Consider the following 20,295-nt stretch of genomic DNA (forward strand, 5'->3'; position numbering starts at 1 on the left):
GTGCAGACATTAAACCCTTTCCAATAAAACGGGGCTAGGAAAAAGCAAGGGGCTTCTTTGACGGGCCGCCCCATGCATTCCCTGTTTCATTATCATTTTTGTCATCTTTCTTGACCGCGCCAAATATCGGTGTAAAAACTCCTGTTCAGAGAACGAAATATAAAATCCGGGAGGAAAAAAATGAAACCGTTCCTGTGCTCCGCCCTGCTCCGCTACACACCCGGCCTGCTGGCCGCGCTGCTCATCCTTGCAATGCCTTTCACCGCCCAAGCCGAAGTTGCCTTCACCCTGGACCTGTGGCACGGCTATAGTTTTTATTATGGAGATGCTGCCCTCGTCGCCACCAATCCTGCACCCGCCACCTACCATCGCGTCGAATCGCACAACGGGCTTATTTGGCAGAATGCCGGAAACAACAATGACAGCAGTTCGTCCAACCTGAGCCTGACGAACGATCTTGCGGTTCTGATGAACGAAGTCACCAACGGTCTATGGACCCTGACGTTGAATTTCGGTGATGCCTCGCAACAGATATACACCTTTTCCGTATCCGCCGCCGGTGTGAATACAGGACTGTTCGGCACAGCAGATGTAACCTCCCCCGCCGATGGAACCACCGCGACCACCAACCAGCCGAATATTCAATGGACAGGGCCGAACTTCCCCGAGGTCTACGTTCAGGTCGCTGAAAACGATTTTCCGTATGCATTTGGTGGTTCAGCCACTCTGCCAGGTACGACCACCAACTGGACACCACCGGCTCCCTTATCCGCGGCCGAGCAATCCGTTCTGCTGATCTTCCGCACCAACGGCTACGCCGGCGTCACCTTCACGACCCCGACCGGCGGAACCGGATTGACCGGCTGGAGCGCCGTAGCCGACCTGAATACCTATGACTATTCCTCGTTCACCGTGCCCGGCGCGGCCGGCAATTCTGCTCTGGGTAATGCCGTGGATGCCCCAGAACTGACCTGGACGACCGGCGGCGATGCCGACTGGTTCGCCCAGGATTATGAAGTCTATGATATCACCACCAATGCTGCGCAGAGCGGGTTCATTGGCGTTTCCGGCACTTCATGGATTGAAACCACAGTCCAGGGACCGGGTACATTGGAATACGCCTGGGCAATTTTTGCCGACGAGTACGACTATGCGGAAGTCGAGTGGAATGGATTCCAGGAAAACTACCTTGAGTGGGATTGGGGCTGGGACACCGGCATCATTTACCTAGACCCGGGACCAAATACCATCCGGTGGACGTTCTACAACGATGATCCCACCGCCGGCGACTACGACGCGGCCTTCCTCGATGAAGTGGTCTACACGCCCGAGCCTCCGGAATACGATGTCGAATTCAACCTTCGGCTTCAGCGCAATTATCGAAACGGGACGACCTATTACCTCGCATTCCCGGACCTGCCCAGCGTCTATCCGCCGGCAGCCACGGTGCATGAAGTCGAATCACCAAACCAGCTGTTTACCGGCGGGGAAGGAAGCTCTTCATCCGCCAACCTGACTTCACTCGATGCCGTTCTCGACGAATGCACGAACGGTGTCTGGACGCTCTACCTCGACCGCGGCTCGCCTTATGAGGAACAATATACTTTCTCGATGAGCGTGCTTTCGCTGAGCACCAACGACTTCCCGCCGGTGGTGATTCTTGACCCGATAGACGGGGCGTCCGGGGTTTCAACCGATCCGAACTATATGTGGTTCGGTCCTCCTAGCTTCGATTCCCTGTTCGTTTTGGTGCGCGACAACGAAGCCAACAGCACCGTCGGATTTTCATCACTGTCGGCGCTGACCGCTTCCTGGGATGGTCCAACACTGGCAGAAGGAACAAATACCTTCTCGGCCACCTACACGTCGAATAACTTCATGGGGCTCGACTTCACCGAACCGTCCGGCGGCTATCCGCTGAGTTCCTGGTTTTCCACCGCAGAGATCAGCACAGCAGCCTCTTCCACCTTCATTGCATCATCGGGCTTCGTGCCGCTGCCGGTAACGATCTTCCCGCCTGTGCTCATCGGCGGCGACCTCGGCCTGTCGTTCCCCACGCAGTCGGGCGCGACACATTTTGTGGAATGGAGCACCAACCTGGTGACCGGCCCATGGCTGCCCGCCACCAACTTCCCCGGCGACGGCACCACCAACATGGTCACGCTTCCGGCCACCCACCCGGCGGCCTACTTCAAGGTGGAAACGGAGTAGCCATCATATGACTACGATGGATAAAACGAGCATACTCATCGGGGTGGCCTGTATCATCGGCCACTCCGCCTTACCCTCTTCAACGCCCGAGCTGGTAGGCATTGCACCGAGCAACAGCTTCGTCCAGTTGGAGTGGACGAACGGCTTTGCACCCTTCCAGGTGCAAGCCCGCACATCCCTCGTGGCGGGCGCATGGGCCAACCTCGGTAGCCCGACATTCTCGCGGTCGGCCACCGACAATGCGGGTTCGGAGGATACCGTGCTGTTCCGGGTCCTCGGCAGTACGGCGGCAGCGGATAGTGCGCAGTATAAGCTGACGTTCGATTCAACGTGGAGCGCCTCAACGCACCCGACCAACTTCCCCTCCCCGAACGAGCACTATTCCCCGCTCATCGGCGGAACGCACAACGCGGGCGTCAGCTTCTGGGCGCCGGGTGGGCAGGCAACGCCCGGCATAAAAACCATGGCCGAAACCGGGAATCCCAACCCGCTGGCGGCCGAGGTCAATTCCGCCATCACCGCCGGCACCGCCGAGTTTGTGCTGAGCGGCGGAGCCATGGGCACCTCCCCGGCATCGATTAACATGAGCTTCACGATCACCCAGAGCCATCCCTTGGCGACCGTCGTCACCATGATTGCACCAAGCCCCGACTGGTTCGTGGGGGTGCATGGGGCCAAGCTGTTTGTTGATGGCGACTGGATCGACGAGGCCACCTTCCCGCTGCTGCCCTACGATGCCGGCACCGACGATGGCACCACCTACACATCCGGCAACGCGCCCAGTAGCCCGCCCCAGCCCATCTTCCTAATCACCGGCTATCCGCTGGAACATAATGGATCGGTGGCACCCTTTGGAACTTTCACCTTCACCCGAATAAACTAGCCCGCCCCGCACGCCGGCAGCGATCATGACTACAATGATTACCTATCACTACTTTATATTACTTAAATCCTGGATGGGCTTGATCGCTGATTAATAAAGATTCATAATGCCCATCAACCAACCGGGAGGGTACTATGAAACAGGGTCGTTGTTTGATTGCCGGTGCTTTCGTTTCAGCCTTTGTGCTGGCTTCAATCCCCGTGCTAGGGGAAGTTCATTTCGAGCTCAACTTTGGCCATACGGGAAGCGACTATTATGCAACCGTCGAACTTTCGGCCACCAATCCGGCACCGTTCTCGGTCTACCGGGTCGAGTCGCCCTCCGGCCTCATCTGGAAAGAGACCGATGGCAACGGGAGCTCCGCAGGCGACACCTGGACGAACAACTTCCAGGGACTGCTGAACGAGTGCACCAACGGGCTGTGGACGCTGATCCTCAACCACGGTGAAATTTTGGCGGAAACCAACTGGTTCACGGTCGCCGCGACCGACCTGACGACCGCCACGTTTGGCCAAGCCATGTTCATCCACCCGACGTATGGCGAAACCGTCACGAACAACCAACCGACCCTCCTGTGGCTGGGGCCCTCGCACCTGCCCGAGCTTTATCTCCAGGTGGCCAATGGCGACTACTCGTTCTATGAATACGACCGGCCGGACAGCTCAACCACCAGCTGGATGGTTCCCTCCCCCATGCCCGACGGCTCCTACTCGGCATTGGTCAATTACGAGGACAAGGATTTCTTGGCCATGTCGGCCGCCGCCCCCACGAACGCCTCGGGCACCCTGGCCGGATGGAACACCAAGTTCGGCATCGCCAGCTATGACTATATCAACTTCACGGTCGCCACCCCCGCACCGCCTGCCCCCCCCACCTCGCTGGGCACCGCCCTCGAGGCCTACTATCTGCCCTGGACCACCGGCGGCGAGGCGGACTGGTTCGCGCAAACCAATGAAACATGGGATGGGATCGACACCGCCCAAAGCGGCGCGGTCGGACTCTTCGAAACCTCCTGGATCGAAACCACCGTCACCAACGAGGGCATCATGCAGTACTGGATGTATATCGATGCCGACCAGTCCGACTATGTGGAAATCACGGTCAACGGCAGTTTTTACGATTTGTATGACGGCTGGTACGGAGGCTGGGATTATTTTGATATTTACGGGCTCAGCGCCGGCGACACCATCCGCTGGACGTTCTACAACGATGACGACACGGGATCAGGGCAGGATGCCGCATTCCTTGACCGCGTGGAATTCGGCGACGACGAACTCGCACTGGCGGTTGATGCCCCGCAATGGACGTGGACTACCGGAGGTGAAGATGGCTGGTACCCGGAATGGTACGTGTCCCCGGCTGATATCGACACTGCAATGAGTGGGTACGTGGCGCCGCTTGGCGAATCCTGGATCGAAACCACCGTGGAAGGTCCCGGCACCCTTTCCTTTATGTGGAACATCGAAGTGATGGAAAACGAAGTGCTGATCTTCGAACTCAACGGCTCCGAACATGGCCGGATTGAAGGTTATCAGTTTTGGGCCCCCTACACCCTTGAACTGCCGGCCGGGCCCAACACCCTGCGCTGGACCTTCGTGAATGACGAAACGGAGATGAGTGGCCCCGCATTTCTCGATCAGGTTCACTTTACACCGGCCGCAACAGTGGAACCGGACTATGAAGCCGACCTGAACTTGAGGATCAGCCGCAATAAAAACGGAAACGATCCCGCGTATTACTCCGTCTATCCCTATATCGGTGATTATGCGCCCACGAATGCCGAGATCGAGGTGGTCTCCCCTAACGAAATCTGCCGTGGCACGCATTATGCCTACTGGCACAATGCCTTCACCAACCTGCAGGCAGCTATTGATGAATGCGAAGCCGGGCCCTGGACAATCTACTACGACCGCAATACACCGCAGGAAAAAACGTTCACCTTCACCGTTTCCCTGCCGACGCTGAACACCGGCGACCTGCCCCCCGTCAACATCACCTCCCCGGTACAGGATGCCGTCGGCGTGTCGCCGAATCCGGACTATACGTGGACGGGTCCGACAAATTATACCTCCATACGTGCAAACCTTTATAATGTTGAAGAGGGCGGTTATATCGGACACAGCCCATCCTTGCCCACCACGGCCACCGCGTGGACGAATGCCCCGACAGCGCCGGAAGTCACCAACCGCTTCACGGTTACCTACAACAATCATTCCTACTGGGACATCGAAATTTCCGAACCGCTCGACGCCTCATCCAACCCATTGTCGCAATGGAACGAATGGACCTGGCTGGAATCGGAGCACTGGATCACTTATGAAGTTGGCGGAATGGCCCCGCTGCCGGTCACAATGCTGCCCCCTCTGGTGATCGGCGGGAATCTCGGCCTGTCGTTTGTTTCGCAGTCAGGAGCCACACACTTTGTGGAATGGACCACCAATCTGGTGACCGGCCCATGGCTGCCCGCCACCAACTTTACCGGCGACGGCACCACCAACCTGCTCACCCTGCCCGCCACCAACCCGGCTTCGTTCTACCGAATCGAGACGCAATGATTCCCCGACACGGACTACTTTTCCAGCCGCCAACGGTCGTCGATGAGTGTCATATCGCCGGCCGGCAAGGTGGGGAAGGAGCAGTCCATGTGAATGATGCGTTCGCCATGGTCAATCCGGCGAGGAAAGATGGTTGGATCGAAGGAGAAGGCCGACTCCGGATCCCACGGGGTAATCGGCAAGACCTCCGCCAGGATTTCGGCGAGCACATCGTTCGTCTCGGCCTCGGCCGCTTCCTGCTTCACCGGTGTATCGCCGCACCCGGCGAGCAAAACCACAACTGCGACCAAGCTTCCTTGTCCGTTTTTGCCCATCATAAACAATCTCCCGGCTACTCCTGCCCAGCCACCGTCCGCAATTGTTCCAACACCTGGCCAACCTCGGGGATGTTCGTCGGCAAATGAGCCGAGAACTGGTCGATGATCCCGCGTTCGTGAATGATGGTGCGCGTGGCGGGATACCCCATCTGGTTGACCCACGAAAGGATCAGCAACAGGAAGTCGGCAAAGCAGTTCAAGTCGGTATAGGCCGGGTGATCGCCGGCCAGGATCCGCTCAGCCAGCCCGGGGCTGGGATCGCCCTCGAGGGTCAGGCCCATTCCGATTTCCGGATGCTCCCCGAGCTTATCGTTGATGATGGCATCGTGGACGATCCGGTAGATATCAAGCCGGTCGGCATCGCGGATGAGGTTGATCCAGCGGTAGTGGGCTTCGGGGAGATGTTCCGGAACGGTGCGGGCGTTGTGGTGCAGCACGCCGTCGAGCAGCGCAGCGCACAGCACCGGCTCCACCCCTTCGAGCAGGTTGCTTTCGCGGATGGCCTGCCAGCCCCTCAGACCGTGGTTGATCGACTTCGCATCCATGAAGGTGCCGTATTCCTCGAGCTGCGGAAAGCGGCCGATGTCGTGGAGCAATCCAAGCGCCTCCGCCGTGTTCACATCCTCGGGGCCCCACCCGTTCGCAAGGGCGAGATCGCGGCAGTTGCGGGCAACGAAGGCGCAATGCTCGCGCTTGAGCTCCATCATGTGCCGCATTTCGCCGGCCCGGGCGATATGGCGGTTGGCATAGTCAATGATATGCCGCCGGACGGCCTGGAGTTGGGCGCGGGTCATGACGGTCTTAGTAGACCAAGGCCCCGAGCAGAAGCAGCGCCACACCCACGGCGGTCTTGCCAAGTGCCACAACCTTGAACAGCGCGTCGTTGTCTAGGAAGGGCTGGAAAAACTTGCGGAAATACCACGGCGACATCAACAGGATGATGCCATAGATCACCAGGAAATACATGATCGCCACCAAAAACTGGAAGAAGGGCTGGCCGGATTGCGACGCGGTCTTGACGATCGGCACGGAGATCAGGCAGAGGAACCCGCCGAGGGCGCGCGGGGCGAGAAGCTCTTTCATGTAGTAGATGCTCGCACCGAAAACCCCAACCGCCATGAACGGAATATAGGGCTTGATGACATCCACCGCCCCCATGTTCATCGCGCCGGCCTCACGCGCCCCAAGAAAACAGCAGAGCGCCGTGAACACCCAGGCCGGCACCACGCTACGGGGAAACAACCCCGCAAAACGCTTAACGAGATCAGGGCGCAGAATGCCCACCAAACCACCGCCGGTGGCCATCAGGCCGATCAGTATCGCAATCCATTGCAAGCTCATTGACTACTCCGGAAATTCAATCCACAGGAAAAAGGTATTGGGTTTCAACAAACAGTGGATAGTGCAGGGAGCATTCCACCAGTTCAAGCTTCGAAACCAAAAAGGGAAACTGGCGATTATCACACCTCACAAGGTGTGATAATGGAAACGGCAGGGTTTCCATGGCCCTCTTTCTCTGCTAATAATGGAACAAATCCATGCATTGGCTTGGTTTTAGCTAGGCTTGGAGGGAACTTGGAGACGATATGAACGGGAAAAAAATTATCAAGTGGTTGGTGGTTGGCTCAGCGGCGGCAATCCTGCTGTCCGGTTGCGGAGGATCGACAGGCATGTCGGCGGACAGTGCGAATGCCAAGGGGCTCGCGTATCTGAACGGGGACGGGGTTTCGCCGGATGCTGCAAAGGCCGCCGAACTATTTCTCCAGGCCGCCGAGGCGGGCCATGGCGAGGCCATGATGAACCTGAGCACCTGCTACCTCTACGGCACGGGCGTCGAGGCCCATCCCGAAATCGCGTTCGGCTGGATCCAGAAAGCGGCCGATGCCGGCTACCCGAAGGCGCGGGCATACATTTCCATCTTCCACATCCAGGGCATTGGAACCCCGGAAAACCAGGAAAAGGCCATCACACTCCTGCAAGAAGAGTCGGCCGCAGGCAACCACCATGCCATGGCGATTCTTGCCAACTACTATGAAGTTGGCGCAGGTGTTCCCTTGGATCCGGCCAAGGCCATCGAGCTCCACCGCCAGGCGGCCAACCACGGGAACGTCCTTTCCATGTATTATCTTGGCCGCTGCTATTCCAAGGGCATTGCCGGCGTTGCGCAGAACCATGAAACGGCCGTCATGTGGTACCGGAAAGCGGCCGACGCTGGCTCGCTGGAAGCAACCGGCAAGCTGGGCGCCTGCTATGCCATGGGTACCGGCGTTGGAAAAGACGTCGACAAGGGACTCGGCCTGATCCGCGAGGCCGCCGAAGGCGGCGATGCCGACTCCATGCACAATCTCGGCGTTTGCCACGAACGCGGAATCGGCGTCCCGGAAGACCCTGCCGAGGCGGTTCGCTGGTATCGGCTGGGGGCCGAGGCCGGTTGCCCCGAGGCGATGTATAACCTTTCCACCTGCCTGGCCAACGGCAAGGGGGTTGAAAAAAATCCTGCGGAAGCGGAACTCTGGCGCACCAAGGCGAACGAAAGCGGAACGCCACTGAGAGGACGAAACAGCTGAAGCTAAAATTCTACGTGTTTTGGATAAACCGGGCGGCTTACCGTCCGGTTTTTTTTTCCTGAACCAACGATTGCCAAATAGAACCGATACGGTAATAGTTATTCCGTGCAAAAGGGAGTTGTCCTTATTCTTCTGGCGCACCTTTAAACTAAAGCGAACAAAAGGAGATGTCATGCAGCAATATGGAGCTGAATTCTTCGGCACGTTCTGGTTGGTGTTGGGCGGTTGTGGGAGCGCGGTTTTAGCGGCGGCTTTTCCCGAAGTAGGCATAGGGCTACTCGGGGTTTCCTTGGCCTTTGGCCTAACGGTGCTCACGATGGCCTATGCCATCGGCCACATTTCGGGCTGCCACCTCAACCCGGCGGTATCGGTTGGCCTGTGCGTGGGGGGAAGGTTCCCCGCGAAACAACTTGCGCCCTACATCATCGCACAAGTGCTTGGCGCCATTGCGGCTGGAGGAGTGCTCTTCGTGATCGCGAACGGTCAAGCCGGCTTCGACGCCGCAGCCAGCGGATTTGCATCCAACGGTTTCGGCGAGCATTCGCCCGGCCAATATTCCATGTTGGCGGCTTTGGTCTGCGAAGTTGTCATGACCGCCATGTTCCTCATTGTTATCATGGGCGCAACCGATGAACGCGCCCCGGCCGGCTTTGCACCGATCGCCATCGGCCTTTGCCTGACCCTGATCCACCTCATCAGCATCCCGGTAACCAACACCTCGGTAAATCCCGCGCGCAGCACCGGCGTTGCCGTGTTCCAGGGAGGATGGGCTCTCAAGCAGTTGTGGCTCTTCTGGATTGCCCCGATCATTGGAGCGGCCATCGGAGCCGTGCTCTACAAAGCCATCGGTAGCACCAAGGATTAGCTTTTCCCAGCCGTACCGATCCGGCCCGCTCCAGGTTTCTACCGGGGCGGGTTTTTTATATTAAGATGAATTTCCAACTTCGCCCATATGCCCCTTTTCAGGGTTCACGGCATGGAAGGTGCAAGGATATTTAGCCTAAATTAAGAAAGGCTAAATCATGAAAGTTATCCATGTAGTTATGCTCATTAGCCTCCTGTTCACCTTCGGATGCCAGAAAATCGACACAGCCCTTCTAGGTGGAAACCAAGATACCCAGGCCACCATCGAAGGGGACATCGATGCCTTGCAATTGTAGGATCGCCTGAGGATCCTGCGGCATTATTCCGCAACGCCATTTGAATTGATTCCGTCGGAAGAATCCCGGGAACAAACACCTCGGCCAATCCGGCGCGAAACACGGATGCAGCCATCCTCCATGGCGGATGGGCTCTTAAACCGTTGTGTCGGAGCCGGTATCTACAAAGCTATCGGCAGCACCAAGGATTGGTTTTCCCGGCCCGAACCTATCCCGCCCGATCCGGGCGGGGGTGTCACCCCGGACTGATCTTTTTTCATTTGGCACCAATCAAGGCGTCCAGCTTGGCGGCACAAATGAAGTCGTTGTTCGACAGCCCGCCGATAGCATGGGTTGCATAGGTGACCTTGCAGGTTTTATACCCTACCAAGAGATCGGGATGGTGATCCTCCCGATGCGACACATAGGCCGACGCGTTCACGAAGGCCATTGCCTCGTAATAGTTCCGAAAACCAAAGGTCTTGCTGATTTCGTTTCCCACGCGCTCCCAGCCATCCAACTCGGCAAGGAGAGCATCCGCCTGTTCCGGCGACAATGGATCGACGCCCCCTTCGCAAGGGGCGCACCGTTCATTTCTCAGATAACTCATGGAAGTTCCTCCGTTTAACGAAGGAACCATAGACCTATTTGATTAACTTGAGAAGCTCCTTGAAGCGCAGATCGGCCGCATCGCGCAACAGGGCAAACAAGGCGGTCTCCGTTGGGATCACCTGCGCCCCGGCAGCGCGCATCGCCTGCAACGCCAGCACTTTGTTTTCGGGTGCGCGCGAGGAAACGGCATCCGCAACAACAAACACCTCGCTTCCCATTTCCAAGAGATCGACGGCGGTCTGATAGACGCACACATGCGTCTCGATGCCCACCAGGATAAACTGCCGACGCCCCAGCCGTTCAAGCTGTTCCATGAACATCGGTTCACCGCAGCAACTGAACGCCGACTTGGAAACCACAACCTCATCGGCAAGCAACGATTTAAAGGGTTCGCTGGTCGGGCCTAGCTTTTCGGGAATCTGTTCGGTTCCAACAACCGGAACCTCCAGCAACTGCGCGCATTTCACCAACTTTTCCAGGTTGGCATCGAGCTCCTCTTTCCCGTCCATGATGCCATGCAGGCGGCCCTGCACATCGATGAATACCAAAACGGCTTCTTCTTTCTTAAGCATAGCTTCTCCTGATTTAGCTGCGATTCGTAATGCGTAAAAGAAGGAACCCGAAACCCTGCCAAGTCAATTACGCAATACGGATTACTCGTTACCCTATCTCATACTGATTCAATTTGCGGTGCAGCGTACGTCGGCTGATCCCGAGCCTTTCGGCCGCTTTCGTCCGGTTGCCGCCGGTCTTTTCCAGCGCCTGGATGACCATGCGCTTTTCCATTTCATCGACCGTCAACTCGGCATCGATCTTCACGTCGCCGCCACCCTGCGCCTGCTCGCGAACCTGCGCCGGGATGTCGGCCACATCCAACACCGTGCCGCGCGCCAGCACCACCATGCGCTCCACCAGATTACGCAGCTCGCGGATGTTGCCCGGCCAGCCGTAGGCCGAAAGCATTTCGTAGGCCGCCGGGGTAAAGCCTTCGATCCGTTTGCCGTTCTCCTCGTTGAACACGGCGAGGTAGTGGTTCAGCAGCAAAAGAATATCGTCCTGACGATCGCGCAGCGGCGGCAACGTGATGACCACGACGTACAAGCGATAGAACAGGTCTTCGCGGAAATCGCCTTCGTCCACCATCGTCTTCAGATCGCGGTTGGTTGCGGCGATCAAACGGGTATCGACGTCCACGGGCGTATCGCCGCCGACGCGCTCCACCTGCCGCTCTTCCAATGCCCTGAGTATCTTCACCTGCACCGAGGCGTCGATCTCCGAAATCTCATCGAGGAACAACGAACCGCCGTCTGCCTTTTCAAAGCGACCGACGCGCCGCTCCATCGCCCCGGTAAACGCGCCCTTTTCATGGCCGAACAATTCGCTCTCCAGAATATTCTGCGAAAGCGCCGCGCAGTGCACCGCCACGAACGCGCCTTTGCTACGGGGGCTCAACTGATGAATCGCCTTGGCCACCAGCTCCTTGCCCGTGCCGCTCTCGCCCTGGATCAGCACGGTTGCGCGCGACTGCGCCACCTGCCGGATCGTATCGAACACCTCCTGCATCGCGGAGGAGCGGCCAATAATGTTTTCCAGGCCATACTTGCTGTCGAGCTGCACCTTGAGCTGCTCGTTTTCCAGCTCGATCCTTTTCGCCTTCAGCACCCGGCCGAGCACCAGCTCCAGCTTGTCGAGGTTGATCGGCTTGGTCATGAAATCCGTCGCGCCGTGCTTCATCGCCTCGACCGCCAGCTCCACATCGCCATAGGCCGTCAGGATAATCACCGTCAGCTCCGGATGGTTCGCCAGCGCCCGCCGCATCAGCGCAATGCCATCCATCCCCGGCATGCGCACATCGCTCAAAAGCACATCGATCCGCTGCGCAGACAATATCTCCAGCGCCGCCGCCCCGTTCTCTGCGGCAAACACGAGATAGTCCCGCCGCAAGGCACGGACCAACCCGTCGCGCGCACTCTTCTCGTCGTCTACAATCAATACCGTCGGCTTGCTCATACATGTCCTTTTCCAACACGAAGTACGCAAAGAGCGCAAAACCTGAAAACCTTGCGCCAATCCGCAACCGCTTAAGATTTCCTTTTATCCACTCTTTACAGGTTTCTTCTTTATCCAAATATCCTGGGCTGAGTATTTGAACGAAATACCCACCTTCTCTTTTTCCAAATGGGTCAAAGAATATTCAATGAACCTCCCGGTAGACGGCCAATGAACTTTGTATTGCAGACGATCTCCATCCCACTTTACGTCGTATACCTCCGCCTTCTCACCGTCAAAGGTGTCAGTAACCGCTACTTTATACTCTCCCTTGGAAGTCGAGATGCGATGCTCCACATCCTCCATTAACGGATCGACAGACGTCCATCTCCCGACCAATCCTCGATATATCTCAACGTTAGCTGTCATAACCACTCCATCCACATATCAGTTCTGCTCTTCGCGCTCTTTGCGTCCTTCTGTAAAAAATCATTCCTGCTCCGGAGCTTCCAGCAAATTCAACCGCGCGTCCTCGCGCGGGAAGCGAAGCGTCATCCGGGTTCCGTGGCCGGGTTCGGAATTGATTTCGATCTCGCCGCCGTGGTCGCGCATGATGCGCTGGACAATCATCATGCCCAGCCCGGTGCCCTCGGCCTTGGTGGTGTGGTAGGGTTCGTAGATCGCGCCCAGCTTTTCCGGATCGATCCCGCTGCCGTTGTCCTCCACCACCACGCCGACAAACCGATCGGAAAGGTAGGTTTCGATCTTGAGGATGCCGCCATCGGACATCGCCTGCAACGCGTTTTTGACGACATTGAAAAACACCTGCTTCACCTGGGTTTCATCGACGGCAACCGCAGGAACGTCATCCGCAAAATCGGTCTCGACCAGCATGCGCCGATCCTTGATTTCGTGCTTCATCACGCCCAGCGTCTCTTTGATGAGCTCCTGCAACTTGTGCGGCATCCGCTCCGGGAGCGATGGACGCAACGCCTTGAGGAATTGGCGAATGATGGTGTCGAGCCGCCCCACTTCCTTCCGCGAAACATCAACCAGCTCCTTCAACTCGGCTTTGGCGGTCGCGTCCTCGAGATATCCGATCTCGCGGTCGAGCAGTTGCAAATGGATGTTGATGGAGTTGAGCGGATTGCCGATCTCGTGCGCAACGCCCGCCGCCAGCAGGCTCAGCGCATGCAACCGCTCCGACTCGATCGAATCGGCCGTGCTTTCGCGCTCGCGGGTCACATCGCGGAAGATCACCACCGCCCCCTCTTCCTTCTCATCGACCGCCCGGAGCGGGACGACATAGAATTCCATGAAGCGATGTTTCGGGTAGGTAATCTCGATCTCGCGCCGAACCAGCTGGCTCCATTCATATTCATCGAGGTCGAGCACCAGGTCCCAGTGGATATCCTTCAGGTAGCGCTCGATCTTCGTACCCTGCGCATCGTCGAGCTTAAAGCCCAGAAACTGCTCCGCCGCCCGGTTGGCATACGAAATCTGCGCCTTGGGATCGAGCACGATGATCCCCTCCTCCAACGCCTGGAAAATGGTTTCCATCAGCCCCTTTTCCCGCGCCAGACGGAGGAAATAGGTTTGCAGGCTCCCCTTGTCCAGATGATCCAAACGATCAACCAATTTATCAAAGAATCCCGGTTTCATGGGCACGACTGTGCCATAACGGCGCAGCCGATGCAAGCCGAACACCTTGCGACGTTATGGCGCATTTCACACCTTTAAAGGTGTGAAACAAGAGCGCGAATCCGCTACCGTTTGGGGCATCGCAGGATCCAACGACCTCTCCGCAACCACTGTGGATACTGTTGAAGTCGGCGCAACCATCACCGCCAGCAACCTCGACTTCGGCCACGGCTACAAATACGCTGTTCTACTCGAAGACGCTACCGTAAACGATTGGCTCTCGGCCGACAGCCCGCTCTTCCAACGCCTGGAAGGCAAGGGGGCAGACGACGGCAATCGGGCGAACGACTTTACCAACAAGGCTGATCCATTGAACGGCGGGTTCGGCGAACCAGCCCTACCCAATTAAATCCTGCATTTAGTCCCGCCTTCAGTCCCACCGCCAGTTTCTCTGGTTTTTTCATGCATTAGACTTCCGCAGAAACATCGCCTGAACCACTCTTGGCGCCCCTTATTTGCTCAGCAAATTGTCATTCGCGTTGCTCATGGCCATCCTTCGGCCGGTGGACGCAAAGCGAGCCCAACGAAACAAGGGCACCCGAAGCCGCACCTTGCCGGGTGTAGCGGCATTTCAACTAAGCTTGCGAAGACACGTAGTATAGCTGACGCGAAACGGCAGTGGAGTCCAAACGAGGCAGCCTTGCGGATTAGCCGCCCAAAGGCGGGTGTCTTCGTGCCGTCCACACCTCTTAGTGGCCAAAAAAACCGCACCGACCAATGCGTAATTGCGTCTGGCTTGTGAGGTGGTCACGGCCTTGTTGCTTCCAATGCATGGAAACCATGATGGGCTGGAACCCGGCAACTTGTTCTTTCGCTATGTAGACAAGGTTTAAATAACATATCCAAAAATATTATCATTCAATTCTTCATCTAATCTGCTTAGACTCCGCTCCGTTCTTGCGGAAGCGTAACCCAAATAATCGGGAGATATCGCCATGAAGAAGCATGTCATTTATTACCTACTTTCGGTGCTCTCCGGCACCGCCTTCGTTCAGGAAACCCAGGCCCAAAGCTCGGCGTTCACCTATCAGGGAAGGCTTACCGATGGAAGTACCCCCGCTTCGGGAAATTATGACTTCCGGTTTACCCTCTACGATTCCACGAACCTGCTCGGCGCCATCGTGGCCGGCCCCGTCGATCTGATGGCAATTCCGGTGAGCAACGGCCTCTTCACGGTGGCACCGGATTTTGGCGACGGCGTGTTTACCGGCGCAGACCGCTGGCTGGAGATCGGCGTGCGCAGCAACGGTACGGCTTCGGCCTTCACTGCCCTGTCTGCCCGCCAATCAATAACCGCCGCGCCTTATGCCTTGCACGCCGCATCAGTGAATGGTTCGGACATACTCGGGCTTGTGCCCAACAACCGGCTTCCGGGAAATCTGGTGCGCTCGGATGTGCCCCTGATTGAGTTGGAGAACCAGGTGATTTTTCGAGGGCCGGTGGAGTTCGACAATCCAAGCGGTCCTCCATTCGCCGTGGTTTCGGGTGCCGACATGGTTGCTGGACTGAATGCGGAACGGCTCGGAGACCGCACAGCCCAGGGATTCTGGCAGACAGGAGGTAATGCCGGCACAACTCCGGGTCCTGACTTCATTGGCACGACCGACAACCAGCCGCTGGAGTTCAGGGTGAATGGACTTCGCGCACTGCGCCTGGAATGCAACACCGAGTCAGGCGAAACCCCCGACGGGATTCCCGATGGTGCTCCGAATGTGATTGCAGGAGCGCCGAACAACTGGGTGGCGACCGGTGTTGTAGGAGCCACTATCAGTGGTGGCGGTGCCACCAACCGCTTCAGTTTTGCCGCTCCAAATTCTGTGCTCGTGGACTTTGGAACCATTGGCGGAGGGTTCGGAAACAGCATAGAGACTGCAGCTTTCGATGCCACCATTGGAGGGGGCGGAGGCAACAGGGTTGAGAGTTTCTCCCAGCAGGCTTCCATTTCAGGAGGCTGGAATAATAGGATTCTATCAGGAGCTGAATACACAACCATCTGTGGTGGTGGGGGAAACATGATCGGTTCAAATGCCGATGGAGGAACTATCGGCGGAGGAATAGGTAATGAAATCCAAACCGAAGGATATCCCCCGACCCCCTATGGAACGATAAGCGGAGGAAAAGACAATGTAATCCTGCCTTCCGCCTCGGGCTCGACCATAAGCGGAGGAGAAAACAATACCGTTGGAACCAATGCCCCGCACTCGACCATCGCCGGAGGCGAGAGCAACACGATTAAAACCGATGCGGGACATTCATTTATCGCGGGCGGTGAGGGTAATCTGATCGAGTCGGTAGCTACTTACAACACCATCGGCGGGGGTAGCTACAACAGTATTGGAACCAGGGCAGATGGATCGACCATCGGCGGGGGTGTGCAGAACAGGATGTATACCGCAGATAAAGCAACCATAGGCGGAGGAGAGTCCAATACGATTAACACCTATGCTTACGGTTCGACCATCAGCGGTGGCGCATCCAATATTATTGATACCGATGCTCAGTTCGCAACCATTCCAGGCGGATACCAGAACCATGCAGGGGGCTACTTCAGTCTTGCTGCCGGCCTCCGGGCAAAAGCCGATCATGATGGTGCCTTCGTCTGGGCTGATCATACCAACGCTGATTTCGCCTCCACCCGCGCCAACGAATTTGCCGTACGCGCCAACGGTGGAGTTCGGATTGACAGCGGCAGCGGACCGGGGATTACCCTGAACGCGGCGAACCGTCCCTTGGTCACGCGGCTGCACGATCCCTTTACCAGCGGGAATAATGAAGGCGCGGGGCGCTGGGGAGTGTTCATGGAACCGCACGCGCTGGTGCTGGGGATGCCCGCAATAGCCGGCAAGACAGTCCGGATCGGCAAGTACAATGCCGACAGCACCTATACCTCGCTGATGACCCTCGACCAGTCCGGCAACATGACCATCACCGGCGCCTATAGCCCGACCAGCGACCGCAACGCCAAGGAAAACTTCGCGGATATCAGCCCGGCTGAAGTATTGGAAAAAGTCGCCGCCCTGCCGATTTCAAGATGGAACTTCAAACAGGACGCGGGAGCTGAACACGTCGGCCCGATGGCGCAGGACTTCCACGCCGCCTTTGGCCTCGGAACGGACGATAAACATATCGCGACCGTCGATGCCGACGGTGTGGCGTTGGCGGCCATCCAGGGGCTGCATATGATTTTGAAAGAGAAGGAGGCCCGCATCTGCGAACTGGAAACCCGGTTGGCCAGCCTGGAAGTGCTGATACAGACCATGGGGTCGAATGTAGCGAACACCGAAAATCAGAAATAAGGAGAATCATCATGAACATACGCAAGGCATATCTGCTGGCCATGCTCGTTGGCGCGGCCGCAATTGTTGAAACCCATGCCCAGGGTACGGCCTTTACCTACCAGGGCCAGCTGACGGATGGCGGCAGTCCGGCCAACGGCCTGTACGACCTCTCTTTCGGAATCTTCGACTCAGATACGGCGGGCTCCTCTCTCGGATCGGTCACCGAAGCGGCGACGGTCATATCCAACGGTCTCTTCACCGTTTCGCTGGATTTTGGAACCGGTGTGTTCAACGGAGCGGACCGCTGGCTGGAGATCGGCGTGCGCAGCAACGGTACGGCTGCGGCCTTCACGACCTTGTCGGCCCGCCAGGCCGTGACCGGAGTGCCTTATGCAATGCGTTCCATGCAATCCGCGAGTGCGCTGACGGCGCTGAACGCGGATACGGCCTATACGGTAATCCCCGGCGCGATCGGAACCGACGCCCTAATGGGAAACTCGGTAACAACGGTCAAGATTGCCGATGGAACCATCCAGCAGTCCGACCTGAGCCCCACCCTCGCGTCGGGCACCTTCTGGCGACTCGACGGTAATGCGGGAACCACCCCCGGCACGCACTTTCTCGGCACCACCGACAGCCAGCCGCTGGAACTGCGCGTGAACGAAACCCGCGCGCTCCGGCTTGAGTGGGCCGGAGGGGCAAGCCCCAATATCATTGGCGGGTCGCGGGCAAACCAGGTCGGCTCAGGGATCATCGGCGCGACCATCGGCGGTGGTGGCTATGACGATGGGGATCTGGTTATGCCCAACACCGTGCTTGCGGAATTCTCGACCATCGGAGGCGGCATCTCCAACACCATCGCGGCCGATGCGCAATCCGCGGTCATCCCAGGCGGGGCGGGTAATACCATTTCCAACAGCGCAATTGCGGCGGTCATCGGTGGCGGAGGCGGCCATTCCATTGGAGCAGATTCCGCGTACGCGACCATCGGCGGAGGGGAAAATAACATGATCGGAACGGACTGCGATGGCAGTATCATTGGCGGGGGAGCCCTTAACATCGTTGCGGACTATTCTCCCTATGCCTGCATTGCTGGAGGCTGGCAAAATGCGATCCTTGATAACGTCAATTTTGCGAGCATTGGCGGCGGGGTGGGAAACCAGGCTGCAGATTCTGCCACGGTTTGCGGGGGGTCAGGGAATCGGGCACTTGGCATTGGATCGACGATAGGCGGTGGAGGCTATATGTATGATCTGATATTCACCGCCGGCAACACCTCTGCCGGCATCCTTTCCACTATTGGCGGCGGTTCGGCCAACTCAATAGAATCTGATAGCGTCTATGCCACCATCGCAGGGGGCCATAACAACATTGCTATGACCGGCGCTGACGGTGCCACCATCGGCGGGGGTTCGTACAACAGCATTCAGACCAATGCCCATCATGCCTTCCTCGGCGGCGGAGAGGATAACCACATCTACCAAGAAGCCGATCATACCTTCCTCGGCGGTGGCGAAGACAACAGCATCTCCTACTATGCCGATCACAGCGTGATCGGCGGGGGATACATCAACACCATCGGGGCCTATTCGGAGCATGCCACCATCGGTGGCGGTAAGCAAAATTTCATCTCGTCCAGCGCCGCTGGCGCCGTCATTCCGGGAGGGTTCCATAACACGGTGGCACCGGCTGCGTATAACGCCTGGGCGGGCGGTACCTACGCGGAGGCATACCACCCGGGTGCCTTTGTCTGGTCCGATGCCACGTATACCCCTTTTTATTCCACGCGTGCCAATGAATTCTCCATCCGCGCCAACGGCGGGGTGAGAATCGACAGCGGCAATGGTCCCGGAGTCAACCTTAACGCCGTGAACCGGCCCTTCATCACCCGAGGGCATGATCCCTTCACCTCCGGCAATTACCTGGGCGCAGGCCGCTGGGGTTTGTTCATGGAACCGCATAACCTGGTTGTCGGTATTCCAGCCATTGCGGGAAAGGCGTTCTACGTTTCAACCTATAACGCCGACAGCACCATCAACCAGAACCTGATGAACATCAATCAGGCGGGAACGGTGACCGCTACTGCCTTCAACCCCACCAGCGACCGCACGGCCAAGGAAAACTTTGTTGAAGTCAGCCCGGCCGAAGTATTGGAAAAGGTTGCCGCCTTGCCGATCACGCGCTGGAACTTCAGGCAGGATGCAGGCACCGAGCACATCGGCCCGATGGCGCAGGATTTCCATGCCGCCTTCGGCCTCGGAACGGACGACCGGCACATCGCGACCGTCGATGCCGATGGCGTGGCGCTGGCGGCCATCCAGGGGTTGAACCAGAAGCTGGAGCGGGAAAACGCGGAGCTGCGGCAACGGCTCGATCGGCTCGAGAAACTACTGGCTCAAAACCTGAACGGAGAGGTGCAATGAAAAAGCGGAAACAGACCATCGCGGCCGTTTTCCTGCCCTCTCTCGCGGCGCTTTGCGCGTGGGCCCAGTATTCCATCGACTGGCACACCATCGACGGCGGAGGCGGAACGAGCACAAATGGTCAGTATGAGGTGAGCGGCACCATCGGCCAGCCCGATGCCGGCAGCGCCCCCATGACGGGCGGCCCGTTTTCGCTCTCCGGCGGATTCTGGGCAATCTACGCGGTCCAAACCCCCGGGGCACCGTTTCTTTCCATTGTCATATCGGCCCCGACCGATGCCACGATATCCTGGAATCCGGACGATCCAGGGTGGGTGCTTCAGGAAACGCTTGATCTGACCTCATCGAGTTGGACCAACTCCCCAAGCGGCACGACCAATCCGATCGTGGTTCCAGCCTCGGTCCCGGAAAAGTTCTACCGGCTGTTCAAACCATGATCCCATGGCACGCGCGGGCGGTACCCATCACCGCCTGCTTTCCGAAAGCCTGGACGGCACTCAGGTTACGGGTTTCGGGATTGCCTTGAAAGCTCCCAATAGCATCTGGGCAGAAACTGGTTCCACCTTCACGACGGCACCGGCTCCAAAGACCTCTCCGCCACCTCCGCCGTCCTACTCGAA

Annotated in this window: 17 protein-coding genes; 9 read left to right on the top strand and 8 right to left on the bottom strand. The window is 57.8% G+C overall.

Annotated elements, in window-relative coordinates; all coding sequences use genetic code 11:
• Window positions 1-180: 180 nt before the first annotated feature.
• The 3 genes from E9954_RS26105 to E9954_RS26115 all read left to right on the top strand — a co-directional run bounded on the left by E9954_RS26105 (window position 181) and on the right by E9954_RS26115 (window position 5,649).
• Window positions 181-2,211, top strand: a complete 2,031-nt coding sequence (locus E9954_RS26105) for a hypothetical protein (RefSeq protein WP_136082243.1) — start codon at window positions 181-183, stop codon at window positions 2,209-2,211.
• Between the two features lie 7 nt (window positions 2,212-2,218).
• Window positions 2,219-3,094, top strand: coding sequence for a spondin domain-containing protein (locus tag E9954_RS26110; RefSeq protein WP_136082244.1), 876 nt, complete (start codon window positions 2,219-2,221; stop codon window positions 3,092-3,094).
• Between the two features lie 134 nt (window positions 3,095-3,228).
• Entirely contained in the window at window positions 3,229-5,649 is a 2,421-nt protein-coding gene (locus E9954_RS26115) for a hypothetical protein (RefSeq protein WP_136082245.1), read from the top strand.
• Window positions 5,650-5,663: 14 nt separating this feature from the next.
• Here E9954_RS26115 and E9954_RS26120 read toward each other — a convergent pair whose 3' ends face one another.
• The 3 genes from E9954_RS26120 to E9954_RS26130 are packed head-to-tail and all read right to left on the bottom strand — an operon-like array spanning window position 5,664 to window position 7,307.
• Entirely contained in the window at window positions 5,664-5,966 is a 303-nt protein-coding gene (locus tag E9954_RS26120) for a hypothetical protein (protein WP_136082246.1), read from the bottom strand.
• A gap of 14 nt (window positions 5,967-5,980) precedes the next feature.
• Window positions 5,981-6,760 (bottom strand): HD domain-containing protein, encoded by a 780-nt coding sequence (locus E9954_RS26125; protein WP_136082247.1) that lies wholly within the window; start codon window positions 6,758-6,760, stop codon window positions 5,981-5,983.
• 7 nt (window positions 6,761-6,767) lie between these two features.
• Window positions 6,768-7,307: a hypothetical protein gene (locus tag E9954_RS26130; protein ID WP_136082248.1), complete on the bottom strand. Its 540-nt coding sequence runs from the start codon at window positions 7,305-7,307 to the stop codon at window positions 6,768-6,770.
• Window positions 7,308-7,552: 245 nt separating this feature from the next.
• On the opposite strand from E9954_RS26130, the gene E9954_RS26135 reads away from it, so the two are divergent.
• Together E9954_RS26135 and aqpZ are read left to right on the top strand one after the other, a co-directional pair.
• Window positions 7,553-8,533, top strand: coding sequence for an SEL1-like repeat protein (locus tag E9954_RS26135; RefSeq protein WP_136082249.1), 981 nt, complete (start codon window positions 7,553-7,555; stop codon window positions 8,531-8,533).
• 172 nt (window positions 8,534-8,705) lie between these two features.
• The gene (gene aqpZ / locus E9954_RS26140; protein ID WP_136082250.1) at window positions 8,706-9,398 is read left to right on the top strand and encodes an aquaporin Z; all 693 of its coding nucleotides are present in this window, start codon (window positions 8,706-8,708) and stop codon (window positions 9,396-9,398) included.
• A gap of 551 nt (window positions 9,399-9,949) precedes the next feature.
• On the opposite strand, the gene E9954_RS26145 is transcribed toward aqpZ, so the two are convergent.
• The 5 genes from E9954_RS26145 to E9954_RS26165 all read right to left on the bottom strand — a co-directional run bounded on the left by E9954_RS26145 (window position 9,950) and on the right by E9954_RS26165 (window position 13,935).
• Complete coding sequence (locus E9954_RS26145; RefSeq protein WP_136082251.1) at window positions 9,950-10,282, bottom strand: 4a-hydroxytetrahydrobiopterin dehydratase; 333 nt, start codon at window positions 10,280-10,282, stop codon at window positions 9,950-9,952.
• 34 nt (window positions 10,283-10,316) lie between these two features.
• The gene (locus tag E9954_RS26150) at window positions 10,317-10,856 is read right to left on the bottom strand and encodes an isochorismatase family protein (RefSeq protein ID WP_136082252.1); all 540 of its coding nucleotides are present in this window, start codon (window positions 10,854-10,856) and stop codon (window positions 10,317-10,319) included.
• Window positions 10,857-10,944: 88 nt separating this feature from the next.
• Window positions 10,945-12,294 carry a sigma-54-dependent transcriptional regulator gene (locus E9954_RS26155; RefSeq protein ID WP_136082253.1) on the bottom strand — a complete coding sequence of 450 codons (1,350 nt, stop codon included), beginning with the start codon at window positions 12,292-12,294 and terminating at the stop codon, window positions 10,945-10,947.
• Between the two features lie 84 nt (window positions 12,295-12,378).
• Window positions 12,379-12,702: a hypothetical protein gene (locus E9954_RS26160; RefSeq protein WP_136082254.1), complete on the bottom strand. Its 324-nt coding sequence runs from the start codon at window positions 12,700-12,702 to the stop codon at window positions 12,379-12,381.
• A 60-nt stretch (window positions 12,703-12,762) separates the two neighbouring features.
• Window positions 12,763-13,935: a two-component system sensor histidine kinase NtrB gene (locus E9954_RS26165; RefSeq protein WP_136082255.1), complete on the bottom strand. Its 1,173-nt coding sequence runs from the start codon at window positions 13,933-13,935 to the stop codon at window positions 12,763-12,765.
• Between the two features lie 82 nt (window positions 13,936-14,017).
• Here E9954_RS26165 and E9954_RS26170 point away from each other — a divergent pair, with 82 nt between their 5' ends.
• The 4 genes from E9954_RS26170 to E9954_RS26185 all read left to right on the top strand — a co-directional run bounded on the left by E9954_RS26170 (window position 14,018) and on the right by E9954_RS26185 (window position 20,112).
• The gene (locus tag E9954_RS26170) at window positions 14,018-14,323 is read left to right on the top strand and encodes a hypothetical protein (protein ID WP_136082256.1); all 306 of its coding nucleotides are present in this window, start codon (window positions 14,018-14,020) and stop codon (window positions 14,321-14,323) included.
• A gap of 586 nt (window positions 14,324-14,909) precedes the next feature.
• The gene (locus tag E9954_RS26175; protein WP_136082257.1) at window positions 14,910-17,270 is read left to right on the top strand and encodes a tail fiber domain-containing protein; all 2,361 of its coding nucleotides are present in this window, start codon (window positions 14,910-14,912) and stop codon (window positions 17,268-17,270) included.
• A gap of 11 nt (window positions 17,271-17,281) precedes the next feature.
• A complete protein-coding gene (locus tag E9954_RS26180) occupies window positions 17,282-19,675 on the top strand; it encodes a tail fiber domain-containing protein (protein WP_136082258.1) in 2,394 nt (797 codons plus the stop codon).
• The gene (locus E9954_RS26185; protein WP_136082259.1) at window positions 19,672-20,112 is read left to right on the top strand and encodes a hypothetical protein; all 441 of its coding nucleotides are present in this window, start codon (window positions 19,672-19,674) and stop codon (window positions 20,110-20,112) included. Before E9954_RS26180 ends, E9954_RS26185 begins: the two co-directional genes overlap by 4 nt.
• Window positions 20,113-20,295 lie beyond the last annotated feature (183 nt).

Origin of the sequence: Pontiella desulfatans (assembly GCF_900890425.1) — a bacterium.
Classification (GTDB): Bacteria; Verrucomicrobiota; Kiritimatiellia; order Kiritimatiellales; family Pontiellaceae; genus Pontiella; species Pontiella desulfatans.